This is a genomic window from Nonomuraea salmonea (genome assembly GCF_042428605.1).
In the GTDB taxonomy this organism is placed as follows: Bacteria; Actinomycetota; Actinomycetes; order Streptosporangiales; family Streptosporangiaceae; genus Nonomuraea; species Nonomuraea salmonea.
Genome location: NZ_JBHMCF010000060.1, coordinates 46374 through 71129 on the forward strand (window position 1 = coordinate 46374; position 24756 = coordinate 71129).

The 24756-nt window shown below is 73.2% G+C and carries 28 protein-coding genes; 9 read left to right on the forward strand and 19 right to left on the reverse strand.

From position 1 onward, the window contains the following. Positions 1 to 32: 32 nt before the first annotated feature. Complete coding sequence (locus ACFFR3_RS47195) at positions 33 to 926, reverse strand: LysR family transcriptional regulator (RefSeq protein WP_345405723.1); 894 nt, start codon at positions 924 to 926, stop codon at positions 33 to 35. Positions 927 to 1043: 117 nt separating this feature from the next. On the opposite strand from ACFFR3_RS47195, the gene ACFFR3_RS47200 reads away from it, so the two are divergent. Next, positions 1044 to 1394 (forward strand): YybH family protein, encoded by a 351-nt coding sequence (locus tag ACFFR3_RS47200; RefSeq protein WP_379485300.1) that lies wholly within the window; start codon positions 1044 to 1046, stop codon positions 1392 to 1394. Positions 1395 to 1398: 4 nt separating this feature from the next. Here ACFFR3_RS47200 and ACFFR3_RS47205 read toward each other — a convergent pair whose 3' ends face one another. After that, positions 1399 to 2265, reverse strand: coding sequence for a helix-turn-helix domain-containing protein (locus ACFFR3_RS47205; protein ID WP_345405729.1), 867 nt, complete (start codon positions 2263 to 2265; stop codon positions 1399 to 1401). Between the two features lie 124 nt (positions 2266 to 2389). Here ACFFR3_RS47205 and ACFFR3_RS47210 point away from each other — a divergent pair, with 124 nt between their 5' ends. Both ACFFR3_RS47210 and ACFFR3_RS47215 read left to right on the forward strand, forming a co-directional pair. After that, positions 2390 to 3073, forward strand: coding sequence for an SDR family NAD(P)-dependent oxidoreductase (locus ACFFR3_RS47210; RefSeq protein ID WP_345405732.1), 684 nt, complete (start codon positions 2390 to 2392; stop codon positions 3071 to 3073). Between the two features lie 87 nt (positions 3074 to 3160). Then, on the forward strand, positions 3161 to 3655 hold the full coding sequence (locus tag ACFFR3_RS47215) for an SET domain-containing protein (protein WP_345405735.1): 495 nt from the start codon (positions 3161 to 3163) through the stop codon (positions 3653 to 3655). A gap of 140 nt (positions 3656 to 3795) precedes the next feature. Here the strand turns inward: ACFFR3_RS47215 and ACFFR3_RS47220 are convergent, their stop codons facing one another. The 6 genes from ACFFR3_RS47220 to ACFFR3_RS47245 all read right to left on the reverse strand — a co-directional run bounded on the left by ACFFR3_RS47220 (position 3796) and on the right by ACFFR3_RS47245 (position 8313). After that, positions 3796 to 4371, reverse strand: a complete 576-nt coding sequence (locus ACFFR3_RS47220) for a GNAT family N-acetyltransferase (RefSeq protein WP_345405738.1) — start codon at positions 4369 to 4371, stop codon at positions 3796 to 3798. A 32-nt stretch (positions 4372 to 4403) separates the two neighbouring features. Next, entirely contained in the window at positions 4404 to 5294 is an 891-nt protein-coding gene (locus ACFFR3_RS47225) for an aminoglycoside phosphotransferase family protein (RefSeq protein WP_345405741.1), read from the reverse strand. A 63-nt stretch (positions 5295 to 5357) separates the two neighbouring features. After that, positions 5358 to 5549, reverse strand: a complete 192-nt coding sequence (locus ACFFR3_RS47230) for a hypothetical protein (protein WP_364573774.1) — start codon at positions 5547 to 5549, stop codon at positions 5358 to 5360. Between the two features lie 314 nt (positions 5550 to 5863). After that, positions 5864 to 6463: an NAD(P)/FAD-dependent oxidoreductase gene (locus ACFFR3_RS47235; RefSeq protein WP_379485301.1), complete on the reverse strand. Its 600-nt coding sequence runs from the start codon at positions 6461 to 6463 to the stop codon at positions 5864 to 5866. Then, the gene (locus ACFFR3_RS47240; protein WP_345405750.1) at positions 6361 to 6666 is read right to left on the reverse strand and encodes an FAD-dependent oxidoreductase; all 306 of its coding nucleotides are present in this window, start codon (positions 6664 to 6666) and stop codon (positions 6361 to 6363) included. The genes ACFFR3_RS47235 and ACFFR3_RS47240 overlap by 103 nt, the downstream gene beginning before the upstream one ends. A 144-nt stretch (positions 6667 to 6810) precedes the next feature. Next, entirely contained in the window at positions 6811 to 8313 is a 1503-nt protein-coding gene (locus ACFFR3_RS47245) for a SulP family inorganic anion transporter (RefSeq protein WP_345409840.1), read from the reverse strand. 410 nt (positions 8314 to 8723) lie between these two features. On the opposite strand from ACFFR3_RS47245, the gene ACFFR3_RS47250 reads away from it, so the two are divergent. After that, complete coding sequence (locus ACFFR3_RS47250) at positions 8724 to 9167, forward strand: MerR family transcriptional regulator (RefSeq protein ID WP_345409841.1); 444 nt, start codon at positions 8724 to 8726, stop codon at positions 9165 to 9167. A gap of 58 nt (positions 9168 to 9225) precedes the next feature. Here ACFFR3_RS47250 and ACFFR3_RS47255 read toward each other — a convergent pair whose 3' ends face one another. The 5 genes from ACFFR3_RS47255 to ACFFR3_RS47275 form a co-directional block, all read right to left on the reverse strand. Continuing rightward, entirely contained in the window at positions 9226 to 10620 is a 1395-nt protein-coding gene (locus ACFFR3_RS47255) for an MFS transporter (RefSeq protein ID WP_379485302.1), read from the reverse strand. Positions 10621 to 10646: 26 nt separating this feature from the next. After that, the gene (locus ACFFR3_RS47260; protein WP_379485303.1) at positions 10647 to 11537 is read right to left on the reverse strand and encodes a TIGR03620 family F420-dependent LLM class oxidoreductase; all 891 of its coding nucleotides are present in this window, start codon (positions 11535 to 11537) and stop codon (positions 10647 to 10649) included. A 63-nt stretch (positions 11538 to 11600) separates the two neighbouring features. Continuing rightward, positions 11601 to 11804, reverse strand: a complete 204-nt coding sequence (locus ACFFR3_RS47265) for a hypothetical protein (protein WP_379485304.1) — start codon at positions 11802 to 11804, stop codon at positions 11601 to 11603. Positions 11805 to 11979: 175 nt separating this feature from the next. Continuing rightward, positions 11980 to 13950 (reverse strand): serine/threonine-protein kinase, encoded by a 1971-nt coding sequence (locus tag ACFFR3_RS47270; RefSeq protein WP_379485305.1) that lies wholly within the window; start codon positions 13948 to 13950, stop codon positions 11980 to 11982. Positions 13951 to 14019: 69 nt separating this feature from the next. Beyond that, entirely contained in the window at positions 14020 to 15372 is a 1353-nt protein-coding gene (locus tag ACFFR3_RS47275) for an alpha/beta hydrolase domain-containing protein (protein WP_379485306.1), read from the reverse strand. A gap of 96 nt (positions 15373 to 15468) precedes the next feature. Between ACFFR3_RS47275 and ACFFR3_RS47280 the strand changes: the two genes are divergently transcribed. Continuing rightward, positions 15469 to 15924 carry a ClpX C4-type zinc finger protein gene (locus ACFFR3_RS47280; protein WP_379485307.1) on the forward strand — a complete coding sequence of 152 codons (456 nt, stop codon included), beginning with the start codon at positions 15469 to 15471 and terminating at the stop codon, positions 15922 to 15924. A 28-nt stretch (positions 15925 to 15952) separates the two neighbouring features. Further along, entirely contained in the window at positions 15953 to 16756 is an 804-nt protein-coding gene (locus ACFFR3_RS47285; protein WP_345405772.1) for an MBL fold metallo-hydrolase, read from the forward strand. Positions 16757 to 16800: 44 nt separating this feature from the next. Here the strand turns inward: ACFFR3_RS47285 and ACFFR3_RS47290 are convergent, their stop codons facing one another. Then, a complete protein-coding gene (locus ACFFR3_RS47290) occupies positions 16801 to 17319 on the reverse strand; it encodes a YbhB/YbcL family Raf kinase inhibitor-like protein (protein WP_379485308.1) in 519 nt (172 codons plus the stop codon). A 91-nt stretch (positions 17320 to 17410) separates the two neighbouring features. Here ACFFR3_RS47290 and ACFFR3_RS47295 point away from each other — a divergent pair, with 91 nt between their 5' ends. Next, the gene (locus ACFFR3_RS47295) at positions 17411 to 18073 is read left to right on the forward strand and encodes a GntR family transcriptional regulator (RefSeq protein WP_379485309.1); all 663 of its coding nucleotides are present in this window, start codon (positions 17411 to 17413) and stop codon (positions 18071 to 18073) included. Positions 18074 to 18095: 22 nt separating this feature from the next. Here ACFFR3_RS47295 and ACFFR3_RS47300 read toward each other — a convergent pair whose 3' ends face one another. Then, positions 18096 to 19109, reverse strand: a complete 1014-nt coding sequence (locus tag ACFFR3_RS47300; protein ID WP_379485310.1) for an SDR family NAD(P)-dependent oxidoreductase — start codon at positions 19107 to 19109, stop codon at positions 18096 to 18098. A gap of 74 nt (positions 19110 to 19183) precedes the next feature. Between ACFFR3_RS47300 and ACFFR3_RS47305 the strand changes: the two genes are divergently transcribed. Beyond that, a complete protein-coding gene (locus tag ACFFR3_RS47305; RefSeq protein WP_364372471.1) occupies positions 19184 to 20125 on the forward strand; it encodes a helix-turn-helix transcriptional regulator in 942 nt (313 codons plus the stop codon). Between the two features lie 47 nt (positions 20126 to 20172). Here the strand turns inward: ACFFR3_RS47305 and ACFFR3_RS47310 are convergent, their stop codons facing one another. Further along, a complete protein-coding gene (locus ACFFR3_RS47310) occupies positions 20173 to 20961 on the reverse strand; it encodes an oxidoreductase (protein ID WP_345405784.1) in 789 nt (262 codons plus the stop codon). Positions 20962 to 21069: 108 nt separating this feature from the next. Here ACFFR3_RS47310 and ACFFR3_RS47315 point away from each other — a divergent pair, with 108 nt between their 5' ends. After that, complete coding sequence (locus tag ACFFR3_RS47315; RefSeq protein WP_345405787.1) at positions 21070 to 21666, forward strand: TetR/AcrR family transcriptional regulator; 597 nt, start codon at positions 21070 to 21072, stop codon at positions 21664 to 21666. Here ACFFR3_RS47315 and ACFFR3_RS47320 read toward each other — a convergent pair. From ACFFR3_RS47320 to ACFFR3_RS47330, 3 genes are all read right to left on the reverse strand, one after another. After that, on the reverse strand, positions 21659 to 22624 hold the full coding sequence (locus ACFFR3_RS47320) for a hypothetical protein (protein WP_364372480.1): 966 nt from the start codon (positions 22622 to 22624) through the stop codon (positions 21659 to 21661). The genes ACFFR3_RS47315 and ACFFR3_RS47320 overlap by 8 nt on opposite strands. A gap of 64 nt (positions 22625 to 22688) precedes the next feature. Beyond that, positions 22689 to 23282 (reverse strand): response regulator transcription factor, encoded by a 594-nt coding sequence (locus ACFFR3_RS47325; protein ID WP_345405796.1) that lies wholly within the window; start codon positions 23280 to 23282, stop codon positions 22689 to 22691. A gap of 54 nt (positions 23283 to 23336) precedes the next feature. Then, positions 23337 to 24521: a sensor histidine kinase gene (locus ACFFR3_RS47330; protein WP_379485311.1), complete on the reverse strand. Its 1185-nt coding sequence runs from the start codon at positions 24519 to 24521 to the stop codon at positions 23337 to 23339. Positions 24522 to 24756 lie beyond the last annotated feature (235 nt).

Below are 24756 nucleotides of genomic sequence, written 5' to 3' on the forward strand. Positions count from 1 at the left end.
AGGGGGCAAAGCCTTCCATGCCGCAGGGTGGGTCAGGCGGTGGCGGGGAGGGCGAAGGCACGGCGGGCGTGGGTGAGGAAGGCGCGTACGGCGGGTCCGTACGGCGTCTTCCAGGTCAGGGCGAGCCGGGCGATCTCCTGTGCGTCGTCGATCACCCGCGCGGTGAGCCGGTCGCGGTAGGCCGCGGCCATGGACCCGCTGAGGATGCCGACGCCGAGCCCGCGTTCGGCCAGGGCGGCGATGGCGTCGGAGGCGCCGGCCTGGAACGCGATCGCCGGCCGGCACCCGCCCGCCGCGCATGCCCGGTCGAACGCCTGCCGCAGCCCGGTCCCCGGCGGCATGCACACGATCGGGTACGCCGCCACGTCCGCCAGTGTGACCTGCCCCGGCTCGGCGAGGGGGTGGGCGGGCGGCACGGCGGCGACGAGACGTTCGCTGACGATCGTCATCTCGGACAGGCCCTCGGGAGCGGTGGCGGCGGCGGTGCCGACGAGGGCGAGGTCGATGCTCCCCGCGCGGATGGCTTCGGCGAGCGCATCCGAGTTGCCCTCCAGCAGTGAGATCTCCACCCCGGGATGCGCTCGGTGAAAGGCCGCGAGCGTGTCGAACAGCGGCGTGATCGTGCACCCGTTCACCATGCCGACGACGAGACGGCCCTTGATGAGATGGGTGACCTCGCCCACCGCCTGACCGACGGCGGCGGCCGCGGCGAGGGTGGCGCGGGCGTGTTCGAGCGCGGCCTTGCCGGCGACGGTGAGCGTGGCCGTGCGCCCTGAGCGGTCGAAGAGGTCGGCGCCGAGCTCGCGTTCGAGCTGCCTGATCTGGGCGCTGACCCCGGACTGGCTGATGTGCACCCGCTCGGCCGCACGCGTGAAGTTCCGCTCTTCGGCGACGGCCACGAAGTATTCGAGCTGGCGCAGTTCCATGACTGCTGATTCTAGTTGCCATCACAACTAGCTGTTGGACTTCTGAAAGTGCCCGCTGCCATGCTGAAGAAAAGCGGAAAATCCTACTGAACGAGGACATATATGTACGAGAAGGCCATGCGTCCGGAAGACATCACCCGCCTGTTCGTCGAGCGGTCCAACGCCGGTGACGCGGCCGGGGTCGCCGCCCTCTATGAGGAGGACGCCGTTCTCGCCTACCCGCCCGGCAGCCGGACGAGGGGCCGGGAGGCGATCCGCGAGCTGTGGGAGAAGGTGCTGGCCGGTCGGCCGCACTTCGAGCAGGAGCCGCCGCTGCCGACGCTGATCAGCGGCGACATCGCGCTCACCGCCACCCCGCCCAGGGACGGGGCGGGCGCCCGCGCCCAGGTCGTCCGCCGTCAGCCCGACGGCAGCTGGCTCCGCGTCCTCGACCAGCCCGAGTTCGTCCCCGTCGGCCAGGAGAACTGACCGCTCAGGAGGTGACGTCGGCGCGGGACGCGCTCCGGGTCGGCTCGCCGTCCGGGAGCGCGTACGAGGACAGCAGGGCGAGCTTGTCGGCGTGCTCGGTCCCGGGCTGGGCGTGGTACATGACCAGCAGCTGCCCCGTGACGCCCGTGATCGCCAGCTTCTCCCTGAGCAGCCGCAGCTCCCCGACCTGCGGATGGTGCAGGACCACCGGGCTGCTCCGCCACCGGACCACGTCGTGGCGCGCCCACAACGTCCGGAACAGCTCGCTGGCCAGGGACAGCTCGCCGACCAGCTCGATGCCGCGCGGGTCGTCCACGTCGGTGCCCACCGAAGCCCGGAACCCGGCCACCAGCGCGGCGGCGGCCCGCTCCCAGTCGCCGTACAGCGCCTGCTCGGCCGGGTCCAGGAAGAGGTCCCGCAGCCGGTTGCCGCCCGGCGCCAGCCTGGGGGAGAGCGCGACGGCCAGCCGGTTGGCGGCGAGTACGTCGAAACAGCGCCCTTCCACGAACGCGGGCAGCGGCAGCGTCCCCAGCAGCGTACGGGTGCCCTCGGGCACGACCTCGCGGCGCGGACGGCGACGGCGGCGCGGCGGCGGGGCGGCGCCGAGGCCGAGCAGGTAGTCGGTGGCGGCGGCGTCGAGCTGCAGCACCCGGGCCAGCGAGCGCAGCACCTGCTCCGACGGGTGGCGGTCGCGGCCCTGCTCCAGCCGCAGGTAGTAGTCGGCGCTGATGCCGGCCAGCATCGCCACCTCCTCCCGCCGCAGCCCCGGCACCCGCCGCAGGCCGGCCTTCGGCAGCCCGACCGTCTCCGGCGCGACCTGCTCGCGGCGGGCGCGCAGGTAGGAGCCCAGGACGTTCGCGTCATCCGTCATGGCATCGAGCCTATGCAGTCGGGCCCGACGCTGACTGGTCCTGTCACCCCCAGGAACGCCGGGACACTGCCACCACCCCTCTCCGGCGCTGGACGATCGTCCCGTACCGAAGAGAGGAACGATCATGACTGTGACCCTGGTGACCGGTGCGAACAAGGGCATCGGCTACGAGACCGTCCGCCTCCTCGTCGCGGCCGGCCACACCGTCTACGCCGCCGCCCGCGACGAAGAACGCGGCCGCCGCGCCGCCGCCGAGCTGGGCGCGCGGTTCGTCCGGCTGGACGTCACCGACGACGCCTCCGTGGTTGCGGCCATGAAGACCGTCGAGGCCGAGCAGGGCCGCCTGGACGTGCTCATCAACAACGCGGGCCTCGGGCTCGAGAGCCCCACCGGGCCGGAGGCGCTGCTGGTGTTCGACACCAACGTCGTCGGGGTGATCCGCGTGACCCAGGCGGCGCTGCCGCTGCTGCGCAAGTCGGACCACCCGGTGGTGGTGAACCTGTCCAGCGCGCTCGGCTCGTTCCACGCCGTCACCGACCCGCAGCGGCCCGCGTTCCACGTGCCGTCCCTCGTGTACGGCTCCAGCAAGGCCGCCGTCTCCATGCTCACCCTGCAGTACGCGAAGACGGTGCCGGACATCACGTTCAACGCGGTGGAGCCCGGCTACACCGACACGGACCTGACCAAGGACCACCCCGGTGGCCGGTCCGCCGAGGTGAGCGCGCAGGTCGTCGCCCGCGTGGCCATGATGGGCAAGGACGGCCCCACCGGCACCTTCCAGGAGGAGGACGGCATACTTCCCTGGTGATCTACAATGTAAAGGCGACGGCCAGGTGCAGGACCCCGCCGGGTACGTACGCTCGGGACGTACTCACCAGCACCTTACGATCACCCTGTGACGTACGACGCCGAGAGCTGGCTGACGCCCGCCGCCGAACCGCGCCGTTCGCCGATCGAGGGCACCGGGCTGTTCGCGGTCGGGCGGATCCGCCGGGGCGAGGTGGTGATGCGGCTCGGCGGCCGGGTCATCGACGACGACACGCTGGCCGCCCTCACGCCGCCCTACAGCAGCATCACCGTGGAGGACGGCGTCCACCTGCTCCTCGACCCCGCGCACCCCGTCCGGTACGGCAACCACTCCTGCGACCCGGCCCTGTGGCACCAGGACGCGACCACGCTCACCGCCCGCCGCGACATCGAGCCGGGGGAGGAGCTGACCATCGACTACGCGACGCACACCGGCGTCGAGGGGTGGTCGATGGCGTGCCGATGCGGGGCGCCGTCGTGCCGCGGGGTGGTCACCGGCGCCGACTGGCGGTCGGAGCGGCTGCGGCAGGTCTACGGCACGCACTGGAGCCCGGCGCTGCTGGCCAGGATGAGGGCGGGGTAGGGGACGCCGAGCACCTGCGGGCGAGCCGGTCAGGCGTCGTCGGCGGCGGGTGGGGTGCTCAGGCCTGGGATGCGGTGGGTCAGGTGTGGGTCGCGGTGGATGGGGTGCTCAGGCGTGGGTCGCGGCGCCGGCCGGGTGGGTCAGGTGTGGGTGGCTCGGTGGGAGAGCCACCGGTCGCGGGTGATGGCGTACTCGACCTCGCCCTGCTCGCTGCCGGGCAGAGGGTCGTCCCAGTCCTGATGGAACGTGCGCACGTACGTCATGCCGAGGGAGGCCATCGTGGCGCGGGAGGCGGCGTTGACCGCCATCGTCTCGGCGAAGACGCGGTCGAGCCCGAGGTCCTCGAAGCCGTGCCGCAGCAGCTCGCGCGCCCCCTCGCCGGCGAGGCCCCGCCGCCAGAAGCGGCGCAGCAGCCGGTAGCCCAGCTCGGCCTGCCCCTCGACCGGGCCCTGGTCGGCGCGCTCGGGCGGCTCCAAGATCCACCACCCGACGAACTCCCCGGCCACGAACCCCGCCCAGAATCCGAGCCCGGGGACCCGGCCGGCGGCCTCCAGCCGCAGCCGGTGCGCCGCCTCGACCTCCTCGCGGGTGCGGGCGCGCCCGGTGAGGTAGCGCATCACCTCGGGATCGGAGTCGAGCTCGATCTCGTGCTCGAGGTGCTCGTCGGCGAGCGGGACGAGATCGATCCGGTCGGTGCGCAACTTCGCCTGGGACATGCCCGCATTCTCCAGGGCGGGCGGGCGGCAAATCATCCGGTTTCTGCAAGGATGCGGTCCAGGGTGCGCCGCCCCATGAGGCTCATCGGCGGGTTGCTGTCGACGTAATACCAGACCGTGCCCATCGCCTGCTGGAACGCCCACGCCTTGCCGCGCTCCCACTCCAGGTCGCCGCAGCCGAGCGCGGCCCGCAACTCCTCGCGCGGCCCCGCCTCCAGCAGGTGCCAGGCGCTGACGAGGTCGAGCGCGGGGTCGGCGGCGCCGAGGCCGCCGGTGTCGAGCACGCCGGCCAGCCGCCCGTCCGCGACGAGCACGTTGCCGGGGATGAGGTCGCCGTGGTTCATCACGTCGGGGGACTCGCGGGGCAGCTCGCGCAGGTGTGCCCAGACGCGGCGCAGGCGGGAAACGTCCATCAGGTGCTCGCTGCTGCGGAAGCAGGTCTCCATCCACTCGTCGTGGGCGGGCAGGTCGCCGCCCCTGCCCCGGCCGGAGAACGTGCGGCCGCGGGTGTCGATGGCGCGGATGTCGCCGATGAGGTCGGCCAGGTCGCGGGCGAACGCCGACGACTCGCCGGGGTCGGCGTCGGTGGCCACCGTGCCCGGCAGCCAGGTCTGCACCGACCAGGGGAGCGGGTAGCCCGCGCCCGGCTCGCCCAGCGCGACCGGCTCGGGCACCGGGAAGCGGGTGGCCGCGGCCAGTTCGCGGGCCGCGCCCGCCTCCGCCTCCAGCCGGCTTCGCACGGCCTCTGGGTCGCCGGGCTGCAGCGGGAAGCGGGCGGCGAGGCGGTCGCCGATGCGGGCGATGGCGTTGACCGTGCCCTGGGTGGCGAGCATGGTGACGGGCAGGCCGCGCCACTGCGGGAACTGCTCGTCCACCAGCGTCTGTACGGTTCCGGCCTCGATCGTCAGTTGGTCGGCGTGCATTTTCACGAGGGGCAAGGCTGCCCGATGCCGGTCGCGGTCCGCAAATCCTTTTGCGGCGCGTGGTCAGGGAGCGACGTCGGTCACGCCGCACACGTCGCAGCGGTAGAGGGTGCCCAGATCGTCCTCGCCGAACTCGCTCCACGAGTGCGCGGTGCCCGTCAAGTCGTACGGGTCGCCGGAGCAGAGCACCCGCGCCCCTCCACCCGCGGCCGCGTCATGGGGGCCGGCGGGAACGGGAGCAGTGGGTGTGAGCATGGAGGTCTCCCGGGGGTCAGGTGGGGTAGCGGTCAGTGGGCAAGGTTCTTTCCTGAAAGGGAGCGTTGAAACCGTCAGATCAGGACAATGCACGTCAATGCCCACATATCCGTTTGGGTGCCTCTCTCCGGGTAGGGCGAGCGCCGCACCATCCGCAGCGTTGGGAGGAACCCGGTGGAACCGGTCTGGATCATCTCCGCCATCGCCATCCTGATCGCGATCGGCATCGCCTACCGCAGCGAGCGCAACAAGCGCAAGGACTGATCAGGCCGCACACCCTGCGCCCCGGACGGCGTGGCGTCCAGGTCGACGAGTCACTGGGAGACGCTGGTCGCGCTGCGGCGCGGGCCGGCGTACCGCCAGAAGAAGTTGAGCGGCACGCTCGCCCGGTTGCGGCCGCCGAGCAGGTACATGACGTGGATGAAGATCCACACCAGCCAGGCCGGCAGGCCGCGCACGCTCACCCCGTTCGGCAACTGCAGCACGGCCTCGGCCTTGCCCACCGTCGCCATGATGCCGGGGTCGCGGTAGGCGAACGGCCGCGCCGAGCCGCCCCGCAGGGCGGCGGCGATCTGGCGGCCCGCGTGCGCGCCCATCTGGATCGCCGGCTGCGCGAGCTGCGGCTGCGGCGACGGCTGGCCCGCCAGGTCGCCGGCCACGAAGATCTCCGGATGACCCGGGACGTTCAGCGCCTCGGTGAGCGTGATCCGGCCGCCCGCGCCCTGCGGCAGCACCCAGTCGGCGACCTGCGAAGGCGCGGTCACCCCCAGCGCCCACACGGTCAGGTCGCTCGGGACCCGCCGGCCATCGCTCAGCACCACCGCGTCCTGCTCCACCGCCGCGACCGTGCAGCCGAGCCGCAGCCGCACCCCGCGCCGGTGCAGCGCCTCCGCCGCGCCCGCACGTTCGGCCATCGGGCGGCGAACGTGCGGATCGGGTACGACACGTCGGCGGTGCTCATCCCGGCCGTGGCCACCTGGTAGAGCAGCGGCTGGAAGGTCGCGTACGGGTTGCGGTCGACGACCGTCACCAGCGCCCCGGTCCTCGCCAGCTCCTTCGTGGCCGCCAGGCCGGCGAACCCCGCTCCCACGACCACGATCCGTGCTCTGCGCGCCATGATCCGGCCCTCTCCGCTCGGCGGTCCCAGCGGAGCATCCCACGCGCCGCCGCCCGCGAAAAGCGATCGACCCCGGCCGTCCGCGTCGTCATCATGGCGACCATGACGGCCGACGGCGGCACGAACCCGCTGTTCGCCGCCGGGTCAGTGGCTGCCGGACAACTCGCCTGACAGGGTCTCGTGCATGCGGGCGCTCGGCCGGTTGAGGCCCACGATGCGCACGCTCTTGCCGCGCGCGGCGTACTTGGCCTCGACGGCGTCCAGCGCGGCGACCGATGAGGCGTCCCAGATGTGCGCGTCGGTCAGGTCGATGACCACGTCGTCGGGGTCGGTGGCGTAGGAGAACCGCGAGACCAGGTCGTTGCTGGAGGCGAAGAACAGCTCCCCGGTGACCGCGTAGACGACCTGCCCGCCGTCGGGGTCGAGGCAGGCGGTGACGTCGGCGAGGTGCGCGACCCGGCGGGCGAAGATGATCAGCGCGGTCAGCGAGCCGATGACGACGCCGATCGCCAGGTTGCTCGTGGCGACCACCACGGCGACCGTGACCAGCATGACGGTGGTCTCGCCGACCGGCAGCCGCCTGAGCGTGGCGGGCGCGATCGAGTGCCAGTCGAACGTGCCGAACGACACCAGGATCATCACCGCCACCAGCGCGGCCATCGGGATCTGCGAGACCAGCGGCCCGAACACCACGCACAGCACCATCAGCATGACTCCGGCCGTGAACGTGGACAGCCGGGTGCGGGCGCCGTTCCTGACGTTGATCATCGTCTGGCCGATCATGGCGCAGCCGCCCATGCCGCCGAAGAAGCCGGTGACGATGTTCGCGACGCCCTGGCCGATCGACTCGCGCGTCTTGGAGGAGCGGGTGTCGGTGATGTCATCCACGAGCTTGGCCGTCATCAGCGACTCCATCAGCCCGACCAGCGCGAAGCCCAGCGCGTACGGGGCGATGAGGGTGAGCGTGTCCCACGTGAACGGCACGTCGGGCAGGCCGGGCACGGGCAGCGAGGCCGGCAGCGCCCCGCGGTCGCCGACCGTCGGCACCGCCAGGTGCGCGCCGACGGTGAGCGCGGTGAGCGCCACGATCGAGATCAGCGGCGCCGGCACCACCCTGGTCAGGCGCGGCAGCAGCACCATCAGCACCAGCGCCCCGCCCACCAGCGGATAGACGACCCACGGCACGTCGATCAGCTCCGGCACCTGCGCCATGAAGATCAGGATGGCGAGCGCGTTCACGAACCCGACCATGACGCTGCGCGGCACGAACCGCATCAGCTTGGCCACGCCGAGCGCGCCCAGCACGATCTGGATCAGCCCGCCCAGGATGACGGTCGCGATCAGGTGGCCGAAGCCGTACTCGCGGGCCAGTGGCGCCACCACCAGCGCGATCGCGCCGGTCGCCGCGGAGATCATCGCGGGCCGGCCGCCGACGAACGCGATCACCACGGCCATGGTGAACGAGGCGAACAGGCCGACGCTGGGGTCCACCCCGGCGATGATCGAGAACGAGATCGCCTCAGGGATCAGCGCCAGCGCGACGACCAGGCCGGACAGGAACTCGGTACGCGCGACCGACGGCGACAGCCAGGCGGGCCGGCCGGGCCGCAGCCGGGCGGCCAGGGACGCGGACGGGCGGGCGGGCATGGAAGAGCTGGGCAACGAACGTCCTTCTGCTGAGGGTGAGGCGGCGCCGGAGCGTAACGGCGCGGTGGGAGAAAGGCGAGGGAGAGAGGCGGGGCGGCGATGCGCGCCGCGGCCAGGTCACGGTGGCCAGGTCACGGTGGGCAGGTCACGGTGGGCAGGTCACGGTGGGCAGCAGGCGGTGATGATCGAAGGCATGCGCGCGTCGAGAGTCCTGACCTCGGAGATGACGGCGGCGGCCCACGTCGTCGTGGCCGGAGCGCCGGGGGTGTCGGGTCCGCGCCTCTCCCGGCGCGGCCATCGGCAACTCTACCTTAACGTTAGGGTAGAGATCCGGCGGGGCCTGGCACGCCGCACCCACCACGCCGGGCAGTGAGGTCGTACGAGAGATGGACGAGCCCGCGCCGCCCGTCATGGAGACATCAGGTCACATGCACATCGGCGAGGTGGCGGCCCGCACCGAGCTGTCGTTGCGCACCATCCGTCACTACGACGAGGTCGGCCTCGTCCGGCCGTCCGCCCGGAGCCAGGGCGGCTTCCGCCTCTACACGGAGGCCGACGTCGCCCGCCTGATGGTGATCCGCCGCATGAAGCCACTCGGCTTCACCCTGGAGGAGATGGGCGAACTGCTCTCCATCACCGACCGCCTCGACGAAACCACCCCGACCGCCTCACAACCGGCCGAGCGGCAGGTCCTGTCACCGGCCGAACGCGCTCACCTGGCGGCCAGACTCGCCCGCTTCGAGGAGGCGGCCCGCGACCGCTGCGCCGCCCTGCGCACCCAACTGGCCCGCGCCGAGGAGTTCGCCACCGACCTCGCGAAGCGCGCCACCCAACTGGCAACCGACCCCATGTGAACGCCGACCCGCCCCCACCACCAGCCTTACTCTCACGCCTCTCACCCCCCGAAGGCCCTCAGCGCCAACGGCGGCCGAGCCGTGAGCCGGCCCAGGTCTGGTTGCGGTCCGTGGGAGTGGGTTCGGGGTCCCGGCGGTGCGGTAGGGCGAGGGCCAGGACGGCGACTGCGGCCAGCGCCGCCGCTATGAGCACGAACGCCTGTCCGTAGCCCTCCGCCAGGTCGGCCGGGTTGGCGTCGGCCCCTTGCGTGGACGTCAAGGCGACCAGGGTGGCCAGGCCAAGAGCGCCGCCGATCTGCTTGGCGGTGTTCATCAGGCCGGAGGCCGCCCCGGCGTCCTCCGAGGCCACGCCTGAGGTGACGGTGACGGTCAGCGGGGTGTTCAGCAGGCCGCTGCCGAGGGAGATGAGCACGGCCGGCCCCAGGACGGCGGTCACGTAGTCGCCGCCCGGCCCGAGGCGGCTCTGCCACAGGAAGCCGGCCGCCCCGATCAGCGCACCCGCCACGATGAGCACCCGGTCACCGGTACGCCGCATCAGCCAAGGCGTCACCCGCAGCCCGACGAGCATGGTCAGCAGCGTGTGCGGCAGGAACGCCAGCCCGGTCAGCAGCGGCCCGTACCCGAGGACGTTCTGCAGGGACAGCGTCAGGAAGTACCACATCGGGTTGAGGCACGCACCGGCCAGCAGCATCGCCACGTTGCCCAGCCAGATCGCCCGAGCCCGCACCAGGGCGGGCGGAACCAGCGGAACGGCCGCGACCCGCGTCTCCACCAGCACGAACAACCCCAGCAGCACACACCCCCCGAAGACGGCGACGACCGACCCGGACACCCCGTACGCCAGCGCCACCAGCCCGCCGGTGGCCGTCAGCGCGCCCGGCACGTCCAGCCGCCCGCGGCGCCGCCCTGGATCGGCGGGCAGCCGGCGGGCGGCGACCAGGCAGGCCAGCCCGATGGGCACGTTGACCAGCAGGATCGACCGCCACGACAGATACTGCGTCAGCGCCCCGCCGATGAGGTTGCCCGCCGTGCCGCCCGCCAGGCTGACGGCCGTCCAGACGGCGATGGCCCGGGTACGCCGCGGCCCCTCGGGAAAGACGGAGGTCAGGACGGTGAGCGTGGCCGGCGCCAGGATCGCCGCCCCCGCCCCCTGCCCGGCCCGCGCGGCGATCAGCAGCCCGGCCGTGTCCGCCAGCCCACCGGCCAGACTGGCCCCGGAGAACACGGCCAGGCCTGTGACGAAGACCCGCCGGTGCCCGTACAGGTCGGCCAGCCGCCCGCCGAGCAGCAGCAGCCCGCCGAAGGTCAGCGCGTACGCGTTCCCGACCCAGGCCAGCCCCAGAGGCCCGACGGCCAGCGCTTGCGCGATGGAGGGCAGGGCCACGTTCACCACGGACACGTCCAGGACGACCATGAACTGCGCGGCACACAGCAGCGCGAGGACGATCCGCACCCTGCCTCCTGGTCAAATCGATGTGTTCACATCGTACTGACGGGCAGGAGCGCCTCGGCGAGCAGCCGCCACTGCGGCATCGCCGACCTGCCGGGCTGCACGCCGATCACCTGGACGGTGACGTGGTCGGCCCCGGCCTCGCGGTGGGCGCGCAGCTTGTCCGCGATGGCGTCCGGCTCGCCCCAGAACACGAAGTCGTCCACCAGCCGGTCGCTGCCGCCCCCGCCGAACTCCTCGTCGGAGTAGCCGAGCCGCCGGAACTTGGCCACGTTGTACGGCCGGGACAGGTAGGGGCTCAGGTGCTCGCGCGCGATCGCCCGGGCCTTGTCCGGGTCGGACTCGAACAGCACGGGGTGTTCGACCGCGAGGAACGCCTCAGGTCCGAGCAGCTCGCGCGACTGCGCGGTGTGCGCGACGTTCACGTGGTAGGTCTGGGCGCCCGCGGCCCGGTCGCGGGCCAGCTCCAGCATCTTCGGCCCGTACGCGGCCAGGATCCGCCGCACCGGACCCCGCGGCGCCGGGTTCACGGTCTCGAGCCCGTCCATCTCGTCCAGGTACGCCGCCATCGCCCCCAGCGGCTTGACCCCCGGCTTCGGCTCGCCGCCGAACCCCAGCCCGAGCACGTGCCGTCCCGGGTAGGCGTCGGCCAGCAGGAGGGCGCCGCCGTGCGCCCACCGGGCTCCGCGCGACCAGATCTGCGCGATGCCGTTCACCACCTTGAGCCGCTCGGTGCTCGCCAGCAGGAAGCCGGCGTGCGAGAGCGCCTCGCGCCCGAGCAGCTCGGGGACCCACACGGCCGGCCAGCCCAGCTCCTCCAGCTCCTGAACCGCATCCCGCACCCGCGCCGCCGGCAGGTGCTCGAAGTCGAAGGTGTAGATGCCGAAAGGCCCGAGGTCAAGGCGGTCGTTCCCGCTCATGGCAGTTCTCCTTCCTCATGCGACAAGTCGGATCAACATATCGCATTTTGTCGATCCATCATGCTACAGCTCGGACGGACCCCACTCGGTGATCTGGACGGTCTCGCCGACCGCCGCCCTTCCGGGCCTGAGCACCGCGTACCGCACCCCGAACGCCACCCCGCCCTTCGCCACCCGGCGGTAGTCGGCCAGGGTCCGCAGCGGTTCCGGGCCCGCCTTCGCCCCCGTCTCCTGCTCGACCATGGTGGACGGCGCAGCGGATGGCAAGCTTGGCGTAGGCGAGTCCGGCGGTGCCGGGGGTGCTTCCGCTGGTGGTCCTGTCGTGTTCGGGCGGCACCCGCACGAGGCGGCTCGGCCGACCGAGCACCTCCGTCAGCCGCTGCGCCGCCGCGTCGCCCTGGTCGATGCCCCGGTACGCGCGATCGGGATCGTCAACCGCGGGTCACCAGACGACGTACGGGCTCTCCGCGCCGCCGCTCCACGACACGCTGCCGGTGCGCCGCCAGCGCTGCCGCACGTCCGTCTTCGCCCCCTTGCGCGGGACGCTGATCGTGAACGGGCCGCACGTGGCGACCCCGCCCGCCGGCGCGAGCACATCCGCGCAGATGAACGGCTGCGACAGGTTCGTGTCGGCGTCGGTGTCGTAGAGCTGGACGTGGACGTCGGACCGCGCCGACCCCCTGACCTGGCCCTTCAGGTGGATGATGTCGCCGGTCACCGCCATGCACGGTGACATGTCCACCCCGCCGGCCGTCGTGAGCCAGGAGCGGCAGCGCCACTGCGGCGCCGGCGGCTCCGACGGCGGCGCCTCGGTCTCAGGCTCGGTCTCCCGGGGCTTCGGCTTGCTCGACTTCGTCCGTACGGGCTGCGTCGGCGCGGTGGTCGCCGGGCTCGGCGGGGCGGCGGTGACCGTGACGACCACCTTCGGGGTCTCCTGGCGTTCCTTGGGCTTGGCCAGTGACTTGGGCGACGGCGTCGCGATGTCCACGGCCGCGGCCCCCGACGGCGTGGCGGGTGGCGTGGACGCGGTGGACGGCGGCGTCGTGGGCGCGGCCACGGGAGCGGCCTCCTGCCGCCACGGGGCCGCGACGACCAGCGCCGTCCCGGCCAGCACCACCGCCAGGGCCCCGCTCGCCACGAGCACGCCCCGCTTCCGCGACGGCCGAGCGAAGCTCCCCGCGCCGCCAGCGGGAGGCGGGCCACCGGCTCCGCGAGGCCAGGTGGACTGCTCAGCCGAGGAAGGCGGCTGCGAAGGGGCCGCCTGCGGGTGGGGCTCCGGAGTGAAGGGGGCGTGGTGTCCGGACGGAGGGGAGGCGGAGGTGCTGAACGCGCCCGGAGTCGCGGGGCCGGAGCCCGGGGGCCAAGGCTCGGGGTTGGTGGCGGCGCCAGGGCCGGAGTGCCGCGGGTTGGTGGCGGGGCCCAGGGGGCCGGGGACGGCGGGCAGCGGATCCGGGGTGGGGGAGGGGGCCGGTTGCGACGGGGTGGAGGAGGTCGGTTGCGACGGGGTGGGGGCCGGCTTGGGTGGGGTGGGGAGGGGCTCTGAGGTGGAGGAAGCGGGGTCGGTGCGGGGGACGGGAGGCAAGGCGGTGAGGCCGGTCAGGGCCGGGGCCGCCTGGTGGAGGGCGGCGGCGACGGCTTCGGCGGTCGGGCGGGCGGCCGGGTCCTTGGCGGAGCAGGTCCGGATCAGCGTCCACAGGGCGTCGGGCATGCCGGGGAGGCGGCGGGGCATGGCCGTGGCGTGCTGACGGAGGAGCGCCATCGGGTGGTCGCCGGCGAAGGGCGGGCGGCCGGCGAGCAGCTCGTACAGGATGAGGCCGAGCGCGTAGACGTCCACGGCGGCCGTGGCGGCGTCACCCTCGGCGACCTCGGGGGCCAGGTAGGCGGGGGTGCCGATGATCGAGCTGGTGCCGGTCAGGCCGGGGCCGTGCACGATGCGGGCAACGCCGAAGTCGCTCAGCCGCGCCCGCCCGGCGGTGTCGATCAGCACGTTCGCCGGCTTGACGTCCCGGTGCACGACCCCGAGTGCGTGCGCGGCGGCCAGCGCCTCGGCGACCTGCGCCATCAGCCGGGCCGTCTCCGGCGGCGGCAGGGTGTCGCGCTGGCGCAGCAGGCCGCGCAGGTCGCCGCCCTCGACGAGGTCCATGACCAGGGCGAGCCGGTCGCCTTCGATGACGAAGTCGCGTAGCGGCACGATGTGGGGGTGGCGCAGGCTGCGCATGACGTTGCGTTCCTGGACGAAGCGCAGCACCAGGTCCTGGTCGGCGGCCAGGCCGTCGCGCAGCAGCTTGACCGCCACGATCTCGCCGGTGTCGCGCAGGCGCGCCCGCCGGACCGTCCCCATGGCACCGCCGCCGATCTCCTCCAGCAGCACGTACCGGCTCCCCAGAGACGCCTCGGACTCGTCCTGAGCCATCTGTCGTGATCCCCCTCCGCCGCATTGTGGAGATCAACAATAGCCAGGGCGGGCGAGGCCCGAGCAAGATCACACCGTAGCGGTCTGATATGAGGCGGCGGCCAGCGCCTTGATCTCGTCGGCGTCGGCCGGGAGCAGGAAGCCGGCCGCCACCGCCGCGTCGGTGGCCGCCCCGAACGCCTCGAGGTAGTCGGCCGCCCCGCCCGGATAGAGCGTCTCGAGGGTCGCCGCGTCGAACGGCACGGTCTCGCCGAAGAGCCGCTCGATGAGCCCGTCGTTCGGGCTGATGCCGGTCAGGACGGCGGTGGGCGCGTCCATCCAGGGGGTGCGCACGCCGCCGAGCGCGTTGCTGAACGCGTCCCTGGCCAGCGCGGCCGACGATCCGGGCCGCAGCTCAAGGCGGGGGGCGTGCGGCGGGGGCGTGCCGTCGCGCACCCAGCGGGCGAGGTGGTGGACGGCGGCGTTGGCCACGTAATGGTGCTGCGGCGCCGCGTTCACGGTGTGACCGAAGTCGAACCCGGCCGCCCGCCGGCGCGGAGCGAGCGCGGCGGCCAGCCGAGCCGGGTCGAGGCGGGTCATGTCGTGCGCGGCGCCGGCCTCGGCGTAGGTGTCGGCGTGGGCGGCGCCGGCGATCTCCCACACGCGCAGGGCGGGCCCGTCGGGACGCCTGGCCGCCCCGTAGCCGAGGGTGACCACGTCCGTCTCGGTGAGCAGCGCCAGCACCGGCACGCGCGGGTCGTCGCGGAACGGCACAGGCGTCGGATCGAACGCGGGCGGATCGGACAGGACGAGCGGCGCGGCGGCGCCCATGCGGCTGTGGATCAGGAACCCGTCGTAGACCTGGGCGAGGGGGTCGATCGCGTTGACGTAGGTGGTGAGCCGGTGCGCACCCAGCGACATCCCCGCCGCGACCAGCCGCGCTCCCGGGAACAGCTCGGCGATCGCCTGCCCGGCCTGGGAGAAGATGTCGTACGAGAAGTCGTCGCCCGGGTGCTGCAGCGTGCCGTACCGGGTGGGGTCCCATGCCTGGAGACCGCCGGGTGCGGGACCCTCGGGCGGCAGGGCGCTGCCGGTCACCCCGGCGCACTGGGCGGAGACGCCGACCCAGGCGTAGCCGCCGCGTACCAGCTCGGTGTGCGTGTAGACCCACTCGACGCCCGCGTCCATGTACGCCGAGACGTTGAACCACTCCACGATCACCACGCCGTTGAACCCCCGCTCGGGGGCCCGGGTGAGCAGGCGGGTGACGTACGGGGCGCGCGCCCGCACGCCGGCCCCGCCCTCCTGGTAGGCGGCGGCGGTGCCGCTGATCACGTACTCCTCCTCGACATGGCCGCCGGGCACGTCGCCGGGACGGGCGGCGTCGAAGGGCCGGCCGCGCCCGCCGTGGCAGGGGCGCAGGTCGGGCAGGGGAGTGGGCATGGGGGAGTCCTTCCCGTCGGGTGGTCGTGTCAGCCTGCCCTTGACAAGCAGGGCTGTCAAGCTTGGGCTGACAAGCCTCCGTGGGATGATCCTGCCGTGACACGCAGCAGACGCACCCGTCCCGTGGGCGCGGCCGACGGCCTGCCGACCCGCTGCTCGTTCTGCGGCAAGCCGTACGCCGAGGCCGCCCGCGTCGTCGCGGGCCCCGGCGTCTACATCTGCGACGCCTGCGTCGACCTCGCCGCCCAGATCATCGCCGGCCCGCCGGCCGATTCCGGCGACGCTCCCCCGCCGGTGCACCGCGGCCCCGACCCCCGCACCGACGCCTACCTGACCACCATGTCCGACGACGACATGCTGGCCATGCTGCCCCGCCAGGCCCTCACCGTGGAGCAGGCGGAGCGCGACCTGCGCGCCTGGGTGCGGCTGCTGCGCGAGCGCGGGGTGACGTGGGCCAGAATCGGCGAGGCGCTGGGGGTGTCACGGCAGGCCGCGTGGGACCGGTTCGCGGCCGACGTCGCCGGCGCGCTCGACGACGAACGCACCGGCTGACCGCCCACCTACTCCGCGAAGGACGAACATGACCACCGCACCGCAGATCGGCGTGCACGCGCTCGGGGGACCCACCGCGATCCTGGAGGTGGGCGGGCTGCGCCTGCTCACCGACCCGACGTTCGACCCGGTCGGCTCGTACGAGGTCGCGCCAGGACGCGTCCTCACCAAGACCGCGCCCGCCGTGCTGGGCCCGTCCGAGGTCGGGCCGATCGACGCCGTGCTGCTCTCCCACGACCAGCACAAGGACAACCTCGACGACGGCGGGCGCGACTACCTCGGCGAGGTCCCGATCGTGCTCACCACGGCGAGCGCGGCCGGGCGGCTGGGCGGGACGACCCGCGCCGTGCCCGTCTGGGAGCACGTCGACCTGCCCCGCCCCGGGGGCGGGACGCTGCGGGTCACCCGGGTGCCCGCCCTGCACGGGCCCGAGGGCAGCGAGCCCGTCGTGGGAGAGGTCGCCGGGTTCGTGCTGTCGGGCGACGGGGCGCCGACCGTGCCGACCGTGTACGTCAGCGGCGACAACGCCTCACTCGACCTCGTCGCCGAGATCGCCGGACGGTTCTCCGTCGATGTGGCCGTGCTGTTCGCCGGCGCCGCCAGAACCGCCCTCATGGACGGCGCCAACCTCACCCTGACCAGCGCCCAGGCCGCCGAGGCCGCCCGGATCCTGGGCGCCTCGCACGTCGTGCCCCTGCACTTCGAGGGCTGGGGTCACTTCACCGAGGGCCCCGACACGCTCACCGCCGCCTTCACCGCCGCAGGTCTCGCCGCCCGCCTCACCTTGCTACGCGCCGGCACCTATACGACCCTGACCGTCACCCCACGCTGACACCGCCGCCCCCGCCCTGCCGCCTCGCGGGCGTCGGGCTGGGGTCAGGAGGCCGGGGTTTCGGCGGTGGCCATGAGGGTGGCGCGGGCGAGGGTGTGGCCGGCCATGGTGAAGCCGAGGTAGGCCGGGGTCGCGTCGGCGGGCACGCCGATGTCCTCGACGTCGAGGGCGTGGACGGTGATGAAGTAGCGGTGCTCGCCGTGCCCGGCGGGTGGAGCGGCGCCGATGTAGCGGGCCAGGCGGGCGTCGTTCGGGATCCGCACAGCGTCGGCGGGCAGGCCGGAGCCGGTGTCGTCGCCCGCGCCCTCCGGCAGCGAGGTGGTGGTGGCGGGGAGGTTGGCGACGGCCCAGTGCCAGAACCCGGACCCGGTGGGGGCGTCGGGGTCGTACACGGTGACCGCGTAGCTCCGGGTGCCCTCGGGGGCGCCGCTCCACGACAGCTGCGGCGAGATGTCGCTGCCGCCCATCTGGGGCGGGGGCAGCGGCTTGCCGTCCTCCACGCTGGTGCTGGTCAATGTGAAGGACGGCACCTCGGGCAGGCGGGCGAACGGGTTGTTGCTCATGAACGGATCTCCTGTTTCGGGGACATGCGGCACAAGGGCGCCGCGATCGACCACTCTACACAAAATCGATTATTTGGCTAGGATGTGAGTTATGGCGAGTGAATCGATCGAAGGGTCGCCGTCCGAGCGTATGTACGCGGCGCTGCGGGCCGCCGTGCTGCACGGTGAGTTCGCGCCCCGGCAGCCGCTCAAGCCGCAGGAGCTGGCCACCCGGCACGGCGTCAGCCTCGCCGTCGCCAGGGAGGCGCTGCTGCGGCTCGTGGGGGAGGGGCTGGCGGAACGGCTCCCGAACCGGGGCTTCGCCGTGCCCGAGACCGGGGCGGCGCGGTGGCGGCAGATCGCCGAGGCCAGGGCGCTGACCGAGCCGGCCATGCTGCGGCTGGCCATCGAGCGCGGTGACCTGGAGTGGGAGGCGCGCGTACGGGCCGCCCATCACCGCCTCGCCGGCACCCCGCCGTACGAGGACGATCGCGACGCCCCGTACGGCGAGGCCTGGGCGGAGGCGCACCGCCGCTTCCACCGCGCACTGCTCGAAGGCTGCGGCAACGACGTCCTGCTGGACGGCTTCGACCGGCTCTGGACCGCAGGCGAGCTGGCCCGCCGCTGGTCAGGCGCCGCCACCCCCGACCGGGACGCCGACGCCGAGCACCGCGCCCTGGAGGAGGCGGCCTTGTCCCGCGACCCCGGCAAAGCGGCCACCCTGCTCCGCCGACACATCCTCCGCACCGTCGACGCCCTGACCCGCCTGCCTTGAGGCAGGTCCGAGCGCCGCGGGCTCAGGTGCCGAGGAGGCGTTCGCTCAGGTCCCAGAGGCGGCGGGCCGAGTCCGGGTCGAGAGCGTGGGGGACGACGTAGGAGCGGATGTTGTCGTCGGCGCCGAAGTTGATCTCAGTGGGTTCGTCCACCGGTGAGATGTCGTTGTCCTTCAGGTAGACGCCGCCGATGTCGTCGAGCAGCGGGCTGGTCGCCGCGAAGACGCTGGTCGAGGCTCCCTGCTGCGGGGTCTTCAGCTCGCGGTCGGGGTCGTGTACCGGCCGGCCGGACTCGTCGATGATGCCCATGGCCCGCAGTTCGGCGTCGCTCAGCCACTGCCGGCGCTCCTCGCCGACGGCCAGGTGCGGCCCGAGGTCGGTGCCGTGGACGATGCCGGGGTGCACGGCGTACCCGCGGATGCCGTCGGCTTTCCATCGGCGGTCCAGTTCGACGGCGAACAGGACGTTGGCCGTCTTGGACTGGCCGTAGCCGAGCATGCCCTCGTACCCGGTGGTGAAGTGAGGGTCGTCCCACCGGATGTCGGAGAGCCGGTGCCCGCCGGAGGTCACGTTCACGACGCGGGCGCCGTGTGCGGCGCGCAGGGCGGGCAGCAGGCCGAGTGTGAGCTGGAAGTGGCCGAGGTGGTTGGTGGCGAACTGGGACTCGTACCCGCGTGCGTCCCTGACCAGCGGCCCGGACATGATGCCGGCGTTGTTGATCAGGATGTGCAGCGGACGTCCCGACGCGAGGTAGCGGGCGGCGAAGGCGCTGATCGAGGCGGGGTCGAGCAGGTCGAGCCGGTCGACCTCGACCCGCTCGATGCCCTCCAGCGCCGGCGCCGCACGTTCGGGGCTGCGCGCGCCCACGAGGACCGACGCCCCCGCCTTGCTCAGTGCCCGGGTGGTCTCCAGGCCGATGCCGTTGTGGCCGCCGGTGACGATGACGTTCTTGCCGGACAGGTCGATGCCTTTGAGCACGTCGCCGGCGGTGGAGGCGGCGGTGAATCCGGACCCGATGGGATGCTGTGTGTCGTTCATGCCTCCCACTCTGGCCGCCGCCGTCCGTACGCTGAATAATTGACAGTTCAGATTTTCTGCTCGATAGTACGGCCATGCGCAGCGACCAGCTCTCGGAAGTGTTCGAACTCGTCGAGGTGCGCGGCCAGATGACGGGCGCGTTCGAGGTGTACGGCCCCTGGCGGTCGCAGCACGAGATCGGCGACCCGCTGAAGCTCATCGCGATGGTCCACGGGCACGGGCGGCTGCTCGCCGACGGCCTCGACACGCCGATCGAGCTCGGGCCGGGCGAGGTCGCCATCCTGAATGGGCGCTCGTGGCTGCGCATCGAGGGCGGCACCGGCGACGGGCCGGTGTGCGAGTTCCTGCCGGGGCCCGGCTACAACTCCTACGGCCACGACGACGCTGACGGCCCGCCCGACGTCGTCGTGGGCGGCCACATCGAGGTCAACCACGTCGGGCGGACGCTGCTCGCGCAGGCGCTGCCGCCCGTGGGGCACGTGCGCGCCGCCGAGGCCTCCGCCCTGCACCGCAACCTGCGCCTGCTGGCCGAGGAGGCGGGCGCGGGCCGGGTGGGGTCGGCGTTCGCGATCCGCCAGTACGCCCAGCTCCTGGTGCTCGAGCTGCTGCGCGCCTACGTCGATCAGGCCGACCTGCCTCCTGGCTGGCTGCGGGTGATGACCGACGAGCGCCTGAGCCCGGCGCTCACCCTCATGCACGGCGAGCCCGGCCGGCCTTGGAGCCTGGAGGAGCTGGCCAGGGCCGCCGCGATGTCGCGCACCTCGTTCGCCGAACGCTTCAGGACGCTGGCGGGGGTGCCGCCGCTGACGTACCTCGGCCGGTGGCGGATGCTGCTGGCGCGGCGGGCCCTGCGCGACGGCGACGTACGCGTCGGGTCGCTGGCCGCCGAGCTGGGCTACGGGTCGGAGAGCGCGTTCAGCACCGCGTTCAAGCGCGAGGTGGGCATGTCGCCCCTGCGCTACCGCTCCCGCGCCCGCCAGGCGGGCGAGCCCCACCCCGCCGCGGCACCCGCCTGAACACCCCGGACCGCCCGCACGCCGCCATCCCCTGAGCCTGCCGGGGGTCAGGCGGTCTTGATGACGCCGCCGTCGATGATGTGATCGGCGCCGGTGACGCTGGCCGCGTGGGGTGAGGCCAGCCACGCCACCAGCGAGGCGACCTCCTCGGGCTCGATGAGCCGGCCGGTCGTCATGCCGGTGGCCGCCGGCAGGCCGGCGAGGAACTGCTCCAGCTCCACCCCGTGCATCCCGGCCAGCAGAGCGCCGTACCCGCCCGACTCCTCCCACATCGCGGTGCGGATGGTGCCGGGGGAGATCGTGTTGACCCGCACCCCCTGCGGCCCGACCTCCTCCGACAGCGCCTTGCCGAACGCGGTCAGCGCCGCCTTGGCCGTCGCGTACGGCATCGGCCCGCCGCTCGGCATCCGTGCCGAGATGGAGGAGATGTTGACCACGCCGCCGCGCCGCCGCAGCAGGCTGGGCAGGGCGGCGCGGGTGGCGCGGATGGCGCTGAAGAGGTTCAGCTCGTAGGTGCGCTGCCAGAGGTCGTCGCTCATGTCCGCGAACGGGCCGGCGACTTCGGGGGTCGCGTCGCCGCCGCCGACGTTGTTGACCAGCAGGTCGATCTCGCCCAGCTCGGCGAGCGCCTGCGCGATCAGCTCGCCGGGCCCGCCGGGGGTGGCCAGGTCGGCCGACACCGTGACGGCGCCGGTCTCCTTGAGCTGAGGGGTGATCGTACGCGCCGCCGCGACGACCCGCATGCCCTCGGCCGTCAGCGTCCGCACGATCGCCAGGCCGAGGCCCTTGCTCGCGCCGGTGACCACGGCCGTCTTGCCGCTGAGGTGCAGATCCATGTCATCTCCACGTGCTAGTCGCATCAATGTCGTTGCGATGACCATAGAACTTGCACGGATTTGTTGCAAGTTCGCGTGCAAGCGGAGCGATCACGTATCCTTCTGGGCGTGAGTGGGACGACCCGGGCGTTGCGTTCCGACGCCGAGCGCACGGTGCGCACGATCCTGGAGGCCGCGGAGCGGGTGTTCGCCGCGGATCCGGCGGCGAGCATGGAGCAGGTCGCCGAGGCGGCCGGGGTGGCGCGCACGACCGTTCACCGCCGCTTCGCCTCCCGCGAGGCGCTGCTGGAGGCGCTGGCCGCGGTGGCGGCCCGCGAGTTCGGCGCGGCCGTGGAGGCCGCGCACCCCGAGACTACCCCGCCGCTGGTCGCGCTCTACCAGGTCGCGGTCAACGTGCTGCGGGTCAAGCGGCAGTGGCCGTTCGCGCTCGAGCTCGACAGGCCCGGCGGCAGCGAGCCCGCCTGGGCGCACGCCGAGGTGGAGCTGCGCTGCGACCGCCTGCTCCAGCGGGCCAAGGACGACGGCGTGCTGCGTGCCGACGCCGACCTGGCCTGGGCTAAGTGGGTCTATTACGCGATGATCGGGGTGGCGGCGCAGCTGCGCGAGTGCGAGATCGACGCCGCCGCCACCCGCGTGGTCGACACCCTGCTGTGCGGTGTCGGCACCGGCCAGGGCCTGACGCGCAAGGGGACCGACGTCAGCTGAGCTCCATGACGCTCGCCCTCAGGCGGGCGGCGATCACCGCCAGAAGCGCGACGGCGGCCACGGCGAACACGATGTTGCCCACCAGGTCGGCCGCCGGCGCCACCGGTACGGCCGGAGGCTGCAGGAAACCGTGCCAGGCGTACGTGAGCATGCTCCCCGCCCCCAGCGCGAACATCTGGCGCAGGCCCCAGCCCGACCGGCGCGACCAGCGGACCACCAGGACGCAGACGACGGCGTACACCGCCAGGTTGATCACCACCGTCGGCCACGCGCCGACCGCTCCGGAGGCCAGGTTCGCCAGCCAGAACACCGCGCCCGCCGCCATCGAGCAGCCGAGCACCGGCCACGGCCCCGGCGCCTGGCCCGCGTCCGTCCCCGCCGTCCTGCGGCGCAGCGCCACGAACGCGAGCAGCGCCACCGCCACCAGCACGCCCACGACCTGCGCGATCGACGGAACGTACGCCCCCGGATCGAACGCGGAGGCCATCACCGCCCCCAGCACGAACAGCACCCCCGCCACCACCAGGCCGGGCACGCGCAGCCACGGCTCCGACGCCCTGGCGGGCACCAGCGCCTCCATGACCGCGATCGGGGCGCAGACGCTGCCCGCGACGTGCACGCCGCCGAGCACGAAGCTCGCCCACCAGGCGCTCATCTCGACCCCGGGAATCCACGCCTGAGCCGTCAGGTCCATCCCCGCGAAGCTCGGGGCGAACAGCGAGCGGGTGACCAGGCCCTCCTCGATCAGCGCGTACGCCAGCGCCAGCAGGACGATGCCCGGCCAGCCCGCGCCCGTGCGCCTGGCCAGTTCACGGACGAGCAGGGCGCCGCCGCCGTACAGCGGGGCCAGCGCCACGAGCGCCGGCAGCATGGTGATGGGCAGGTTGCCCAGCAGGAACTCGCCGGCCAGCGGCGAGAGGAAGAAGAGCCCGATGGCGGGCGCGACACGTTTCAGCATGTCTCCAGCCTCGCGAGCGCCGGATCGGGCCGGTAGTGACGATCGTCAGGGGTTGCCGCGGTCGTCAGAGCCAGCCTCTGGCCTCCGCGGCACGCGCCGCCTCGGCCCGGTTGCGCGCGCCCAGCTTGCCGATCGCCGACGACAGGTAATTGCGTACGGTGCCGTCGGACAGGTAGAGGCGTCCCGCGATGTCGGCGATGGTGCCGCCCTCGGCGGCGGCGCGCAGCACGTCCCGTTCGCGGCTGGTGAGCGGGTTCGCGCCGATGGACAGGCTGGCGGCGGAGAGCCCGCGGTCGAAGACCTGGCCACCGGCGTGCACCAGGCGTACCGCGCCGGCCAGCTCACCTGCTCGGGCGTCCTTGAGCACGTACCCGGCCACGCCCGCGTCCTTCGCCCGCCGCAGATACCCGGGCCGGCCGAACGTGGTCAGAATGATCACCTTGACGCCGTCCAGCAGGCCCGCCGCGGTCAGCCCGTCGAGCCCCGGCATCTCGATGTCGAGCAGCACCACGTCGGGCCGGCACCGCTCCACCGCCCCAGCGACCTCGTCCCCCCGGCTGACCTGCCCGACCACCTCGATCCCTTCCTCCAGCCCCAGCAATGCCGCCAGCGCCTCCCTGACCAGATGCTGATCGTCGGCCAGCAGCACACGAATCACGGCGACCCCCTGAAGGCGAAGTGAGCGACACGCCGCCGGACGGCGGAACGTGGATCATGACGGATCTCTGGGAGCGGTGCGGGCCGGCGGCTGGACCCGCCCCCCACGGGACGCGCGGATCACGACAGGTCCGCTGGGCAGGTCGCGGGCGAGTGGCGCGGTGCCGGGCACCGGGATGCGCGCGTTGAGCAGGAAGCCGCCGTCCTCCGCAGGGCCGCTGGTGAGGGTGCCGCCCGCGACCTCGATGCGCTCGGCGAGGCCGCGCAGGCCGTTGCCGCCGCACTCGTCACCTGCGACTTCCGATCCCCGGCCGTCGTCACGCACCTCCGCGTACGCCTGCCCGTCCGCCACGCCGAGCCTGATACGGCAGGCACGGGCGCCGCTGTGCCGGACGACGTTCGTCGTGCCCTCCCTGACCACCCAGGCCAGCACGGGTTCCGCGGCCGGGGGGAGCGGCCCGGCCGCCACCTCCAGCCGGACACCGGCGGTGCCGAGCGCGCGGCGCGCGCCGTCCAGCTCGTCGGGCAGTGACAGCTCCCGGTAGCCCGAGATCGCCTCGCGCACCTCGGCGAGCGCCTGCCGCGACAGCTCCTCCACCTGCTCCATCTCGGCTCTGGCCCGTGCCGGGTCGGCGTCGGCCAGCCGGGCGGCGAGCTGGCTCTTCACCGTCATGACCGCCAGGCTGTGGCCGAGAAGATCGTGCATGTCGCGGGCGAACCGCAGCCGCTCGTTGTCCACGGCCAGCCGTTCCACCTTGACGTTGGCCTCGCTCAGCGCCCGGTTGGCGGCGTTCAGCCGGAGAAAAGCGCGAATCGCCGCGGTAAACACCGCCGCCTGCAGCGGGATCCACCACAGCTCCGCCGGGGACTCGCCGAGCAGCGGCAGTGCGGCCGTGCCCGCCGCGATCGTCGCGCCCGCCGCCAGCGGCAGGGCCCGCTCGGGCAGCGCCGTGGCGACCGCCGTGATGAGGAAGAACGAGCTCGCGAACACCCACATCACGCCCAGCGCCGGCGCCATCGCCGCCGCGAGCGCGTACAGCAGGATCAGCGCGTACGGGGTGGCGTTGCGATGCGGCCGCTCCAGCGCCGTCCACGCGACCCGCAGATACAGCCCGGCGAAGCCCGCCACCCCCGCCACCACCGCCACGATCCCGGCAGGGGACGGCCCCGAGGCGAGGAACCCGGGAATCGGCCACACCAGGACGACGAGATAAACGGAGGTCCAGAACCGGGCCTTCATGCCAGCCACCCTAACCAGCAGCTCACCCGTACGAACCTGACGAATGTCACAAAGCCTCGCACCGTTGAGACGTGCAGGAGGCGCTCACGTCCGCTGGTGCCGGGAGCCACCGGGAGATACCGGCTCTCGGATCTCGGTCATGAGTCCTTTCCCGGCTGGGAGGGGGCCGCGTCGTCAGTTGACGCAGTCCTGGCGGTCGAGGGCCAGCACCAGCCGGCGCACCTTGCCCTGGGAC

Excerpts from the sequence above, each read along its gene's own strand:
- ACFFR3_RS47195 (WP_345405723.1), bottom strand. The coding sequence starts at position 926 with ATGGAACTGCGCCAGCTCGAATACTTCGTGGCCGTCGCCGAAGAGCGG.
- ACFFR3_RS47200 (WP_379485300.1), top strand. The coding sequence starts at position 1,044 with ATGCGTCCGGAAGACATCACCCGCCTGTTCGTCGAGCGGTCCAACGCC.
- ACFFR3_RS47205 (WP_345405729.1), bottom strand. The coding sequence starts at position 2,265 with ATGACGGATGACGCGAACGTCCTGGGCTCCTACCTGCGCGCCCGCCGC.
- ACFFR3_RS47210 (WP_345405732.1), top strand. The coding sequence starts at position 2,390 with ATGACTGTGACCCTGGTGACCGGTGCGAACAAGGGCATCGGCTACGAG.
- ACFFR3_RS47220 (WP_345405738.1), bottom strand. The coding sequence starts at position 4,371 with ATGTCCCAGGCGAAGTTGCGCACCGACCGGATCGATCTCGTCCCGCTC.
- ACFFR3_RS47225 (WP_345405741.1), bottom strand. The coding sequence starts at position 5,294 with ATGCACGCCGACCAACTGACGATCGAGGCCGGAACCGTACAGACGCTG.
- ACFFR3_RS47230 (WP_364573774.1), bottom strand. The coding sequence starts at position 5,549 with ATGCTCACACCCACTGCTCCCGTTCCCGCCGGCCCCCATGACGCGGCC.
- ACFFR3_RS47235 (WP_379485301.1), bottom strand. The coding sequence starts at position 6,463 with ATGGCCGAACGTGCGGGCGCGGCGGAGGCGCTGCACCGGCGCGGGGTG.
- ACFFR3_RS47240 (WP_345405750.1), bottom strand. The coding sequence starts at position 6,666 with ATGGCGCGCAGAGCACGGATCGTGGTCGTGGGAGCGGGGTTCGCCGGC.
- ACFFR3_RS47245 (WP_345409840.1), bottom strand. The coding sequence starts at position 8,313 with ATGCCCGCCCGCCCGTCCGCGTCCCTGGCCGCCCGGCTGCGGCCCGGC.
- ACFFR3_RS47250 (WP_345409841.1), top strand. The coding sequence starts at position 8,724 with ATGGAGACATCAGGTCACATGCACATCGGCGAGGTGGCGGCCCGCACC.
- ACFFR3_RS47260 (WP_379485303.1), bottom strand. The coding sequence starts at position 11,537 with ATGAGCGGGAACGACCGCCTTGACCTCGGGCCTTTCGGCATCTACACC.
- ACFFR3_RS47270 (WP_379485305.1), bottom strand. The coding sequence starts at position 13,950 with ATGGCTCAGGACGAGTCCGAGGCGTCTCTGGGGAGCCGGTACGTGCTG.
- ACFFR3_RS47275 (WP_379485306.1), bottom strand. The coding sequence starts at position 15,372 with ATGCCCACTCCCCTGCCCGACCTGCGCCCCTGCCACGGCGGGCGCGGC.
- ACFFR3_RS47285 (WP_345405772.1), top strand. The coding sequence starts at position 15,953 with ATGACCACCGCACCGCAGATCGGCGTGCACGCGCTCGGGGGACCCACC.
- ACFFR3_RS47290 (WP_379485308.1), bottom strand. The coding sequence starts at position 17,319 with ATGAGCAACAACCCGTTCGCCCGCCTGCCCGAGGTGCCGTCCTTCACA.
- ACFFR3_RS47295 (WP_379485309.1), top strand. The coding sequence starts at position 17,411 with ATGGCGAGTGAATCGATCGAAGGGTCGCCGTCCGAGCGTATGTACGCG.
- ACFFR3_RS47300 (WP_379485310.1), bottom strand. The coding sequence starts at position 19,109 with ATGAACGACACACAGCATCCCATCGGGTCCGGATTCACCGCCGCCTCC.
- ACFFR3_RS47305 (WP_364372471.1), top strand. The coding sequence starts at position 19,184 with ATGCGCAGCGACCAGCTCTCGGAAGTGTTCGAACTCGTCGAGGTGCGC.
- ACFFR3_RS47310 (WP_345405784.1), bottom strand. The coding sequence starts at position 20,961 with ATGGATCTGCACCTCAGCGGCAAGACGGCCGTGGTCACCGGCGCGAGC.
- ACFFR3_RS47320 (WP_364372480.1), bottom strand. The coding sequence starts at position 22,624 with ATGCTGAAACGTGTCGCGCCCGCCATCGGGCTCTTCTTCCTCTCGCCG.
- ACFFR3_RS47330 (WP_379485311.1), bottom strand. The coding sequence starts at position 24,521 with ATGAAGGCCCGGTTCTGGACCTCCGTTTATCTCGTCGTCCTGGTGTGG.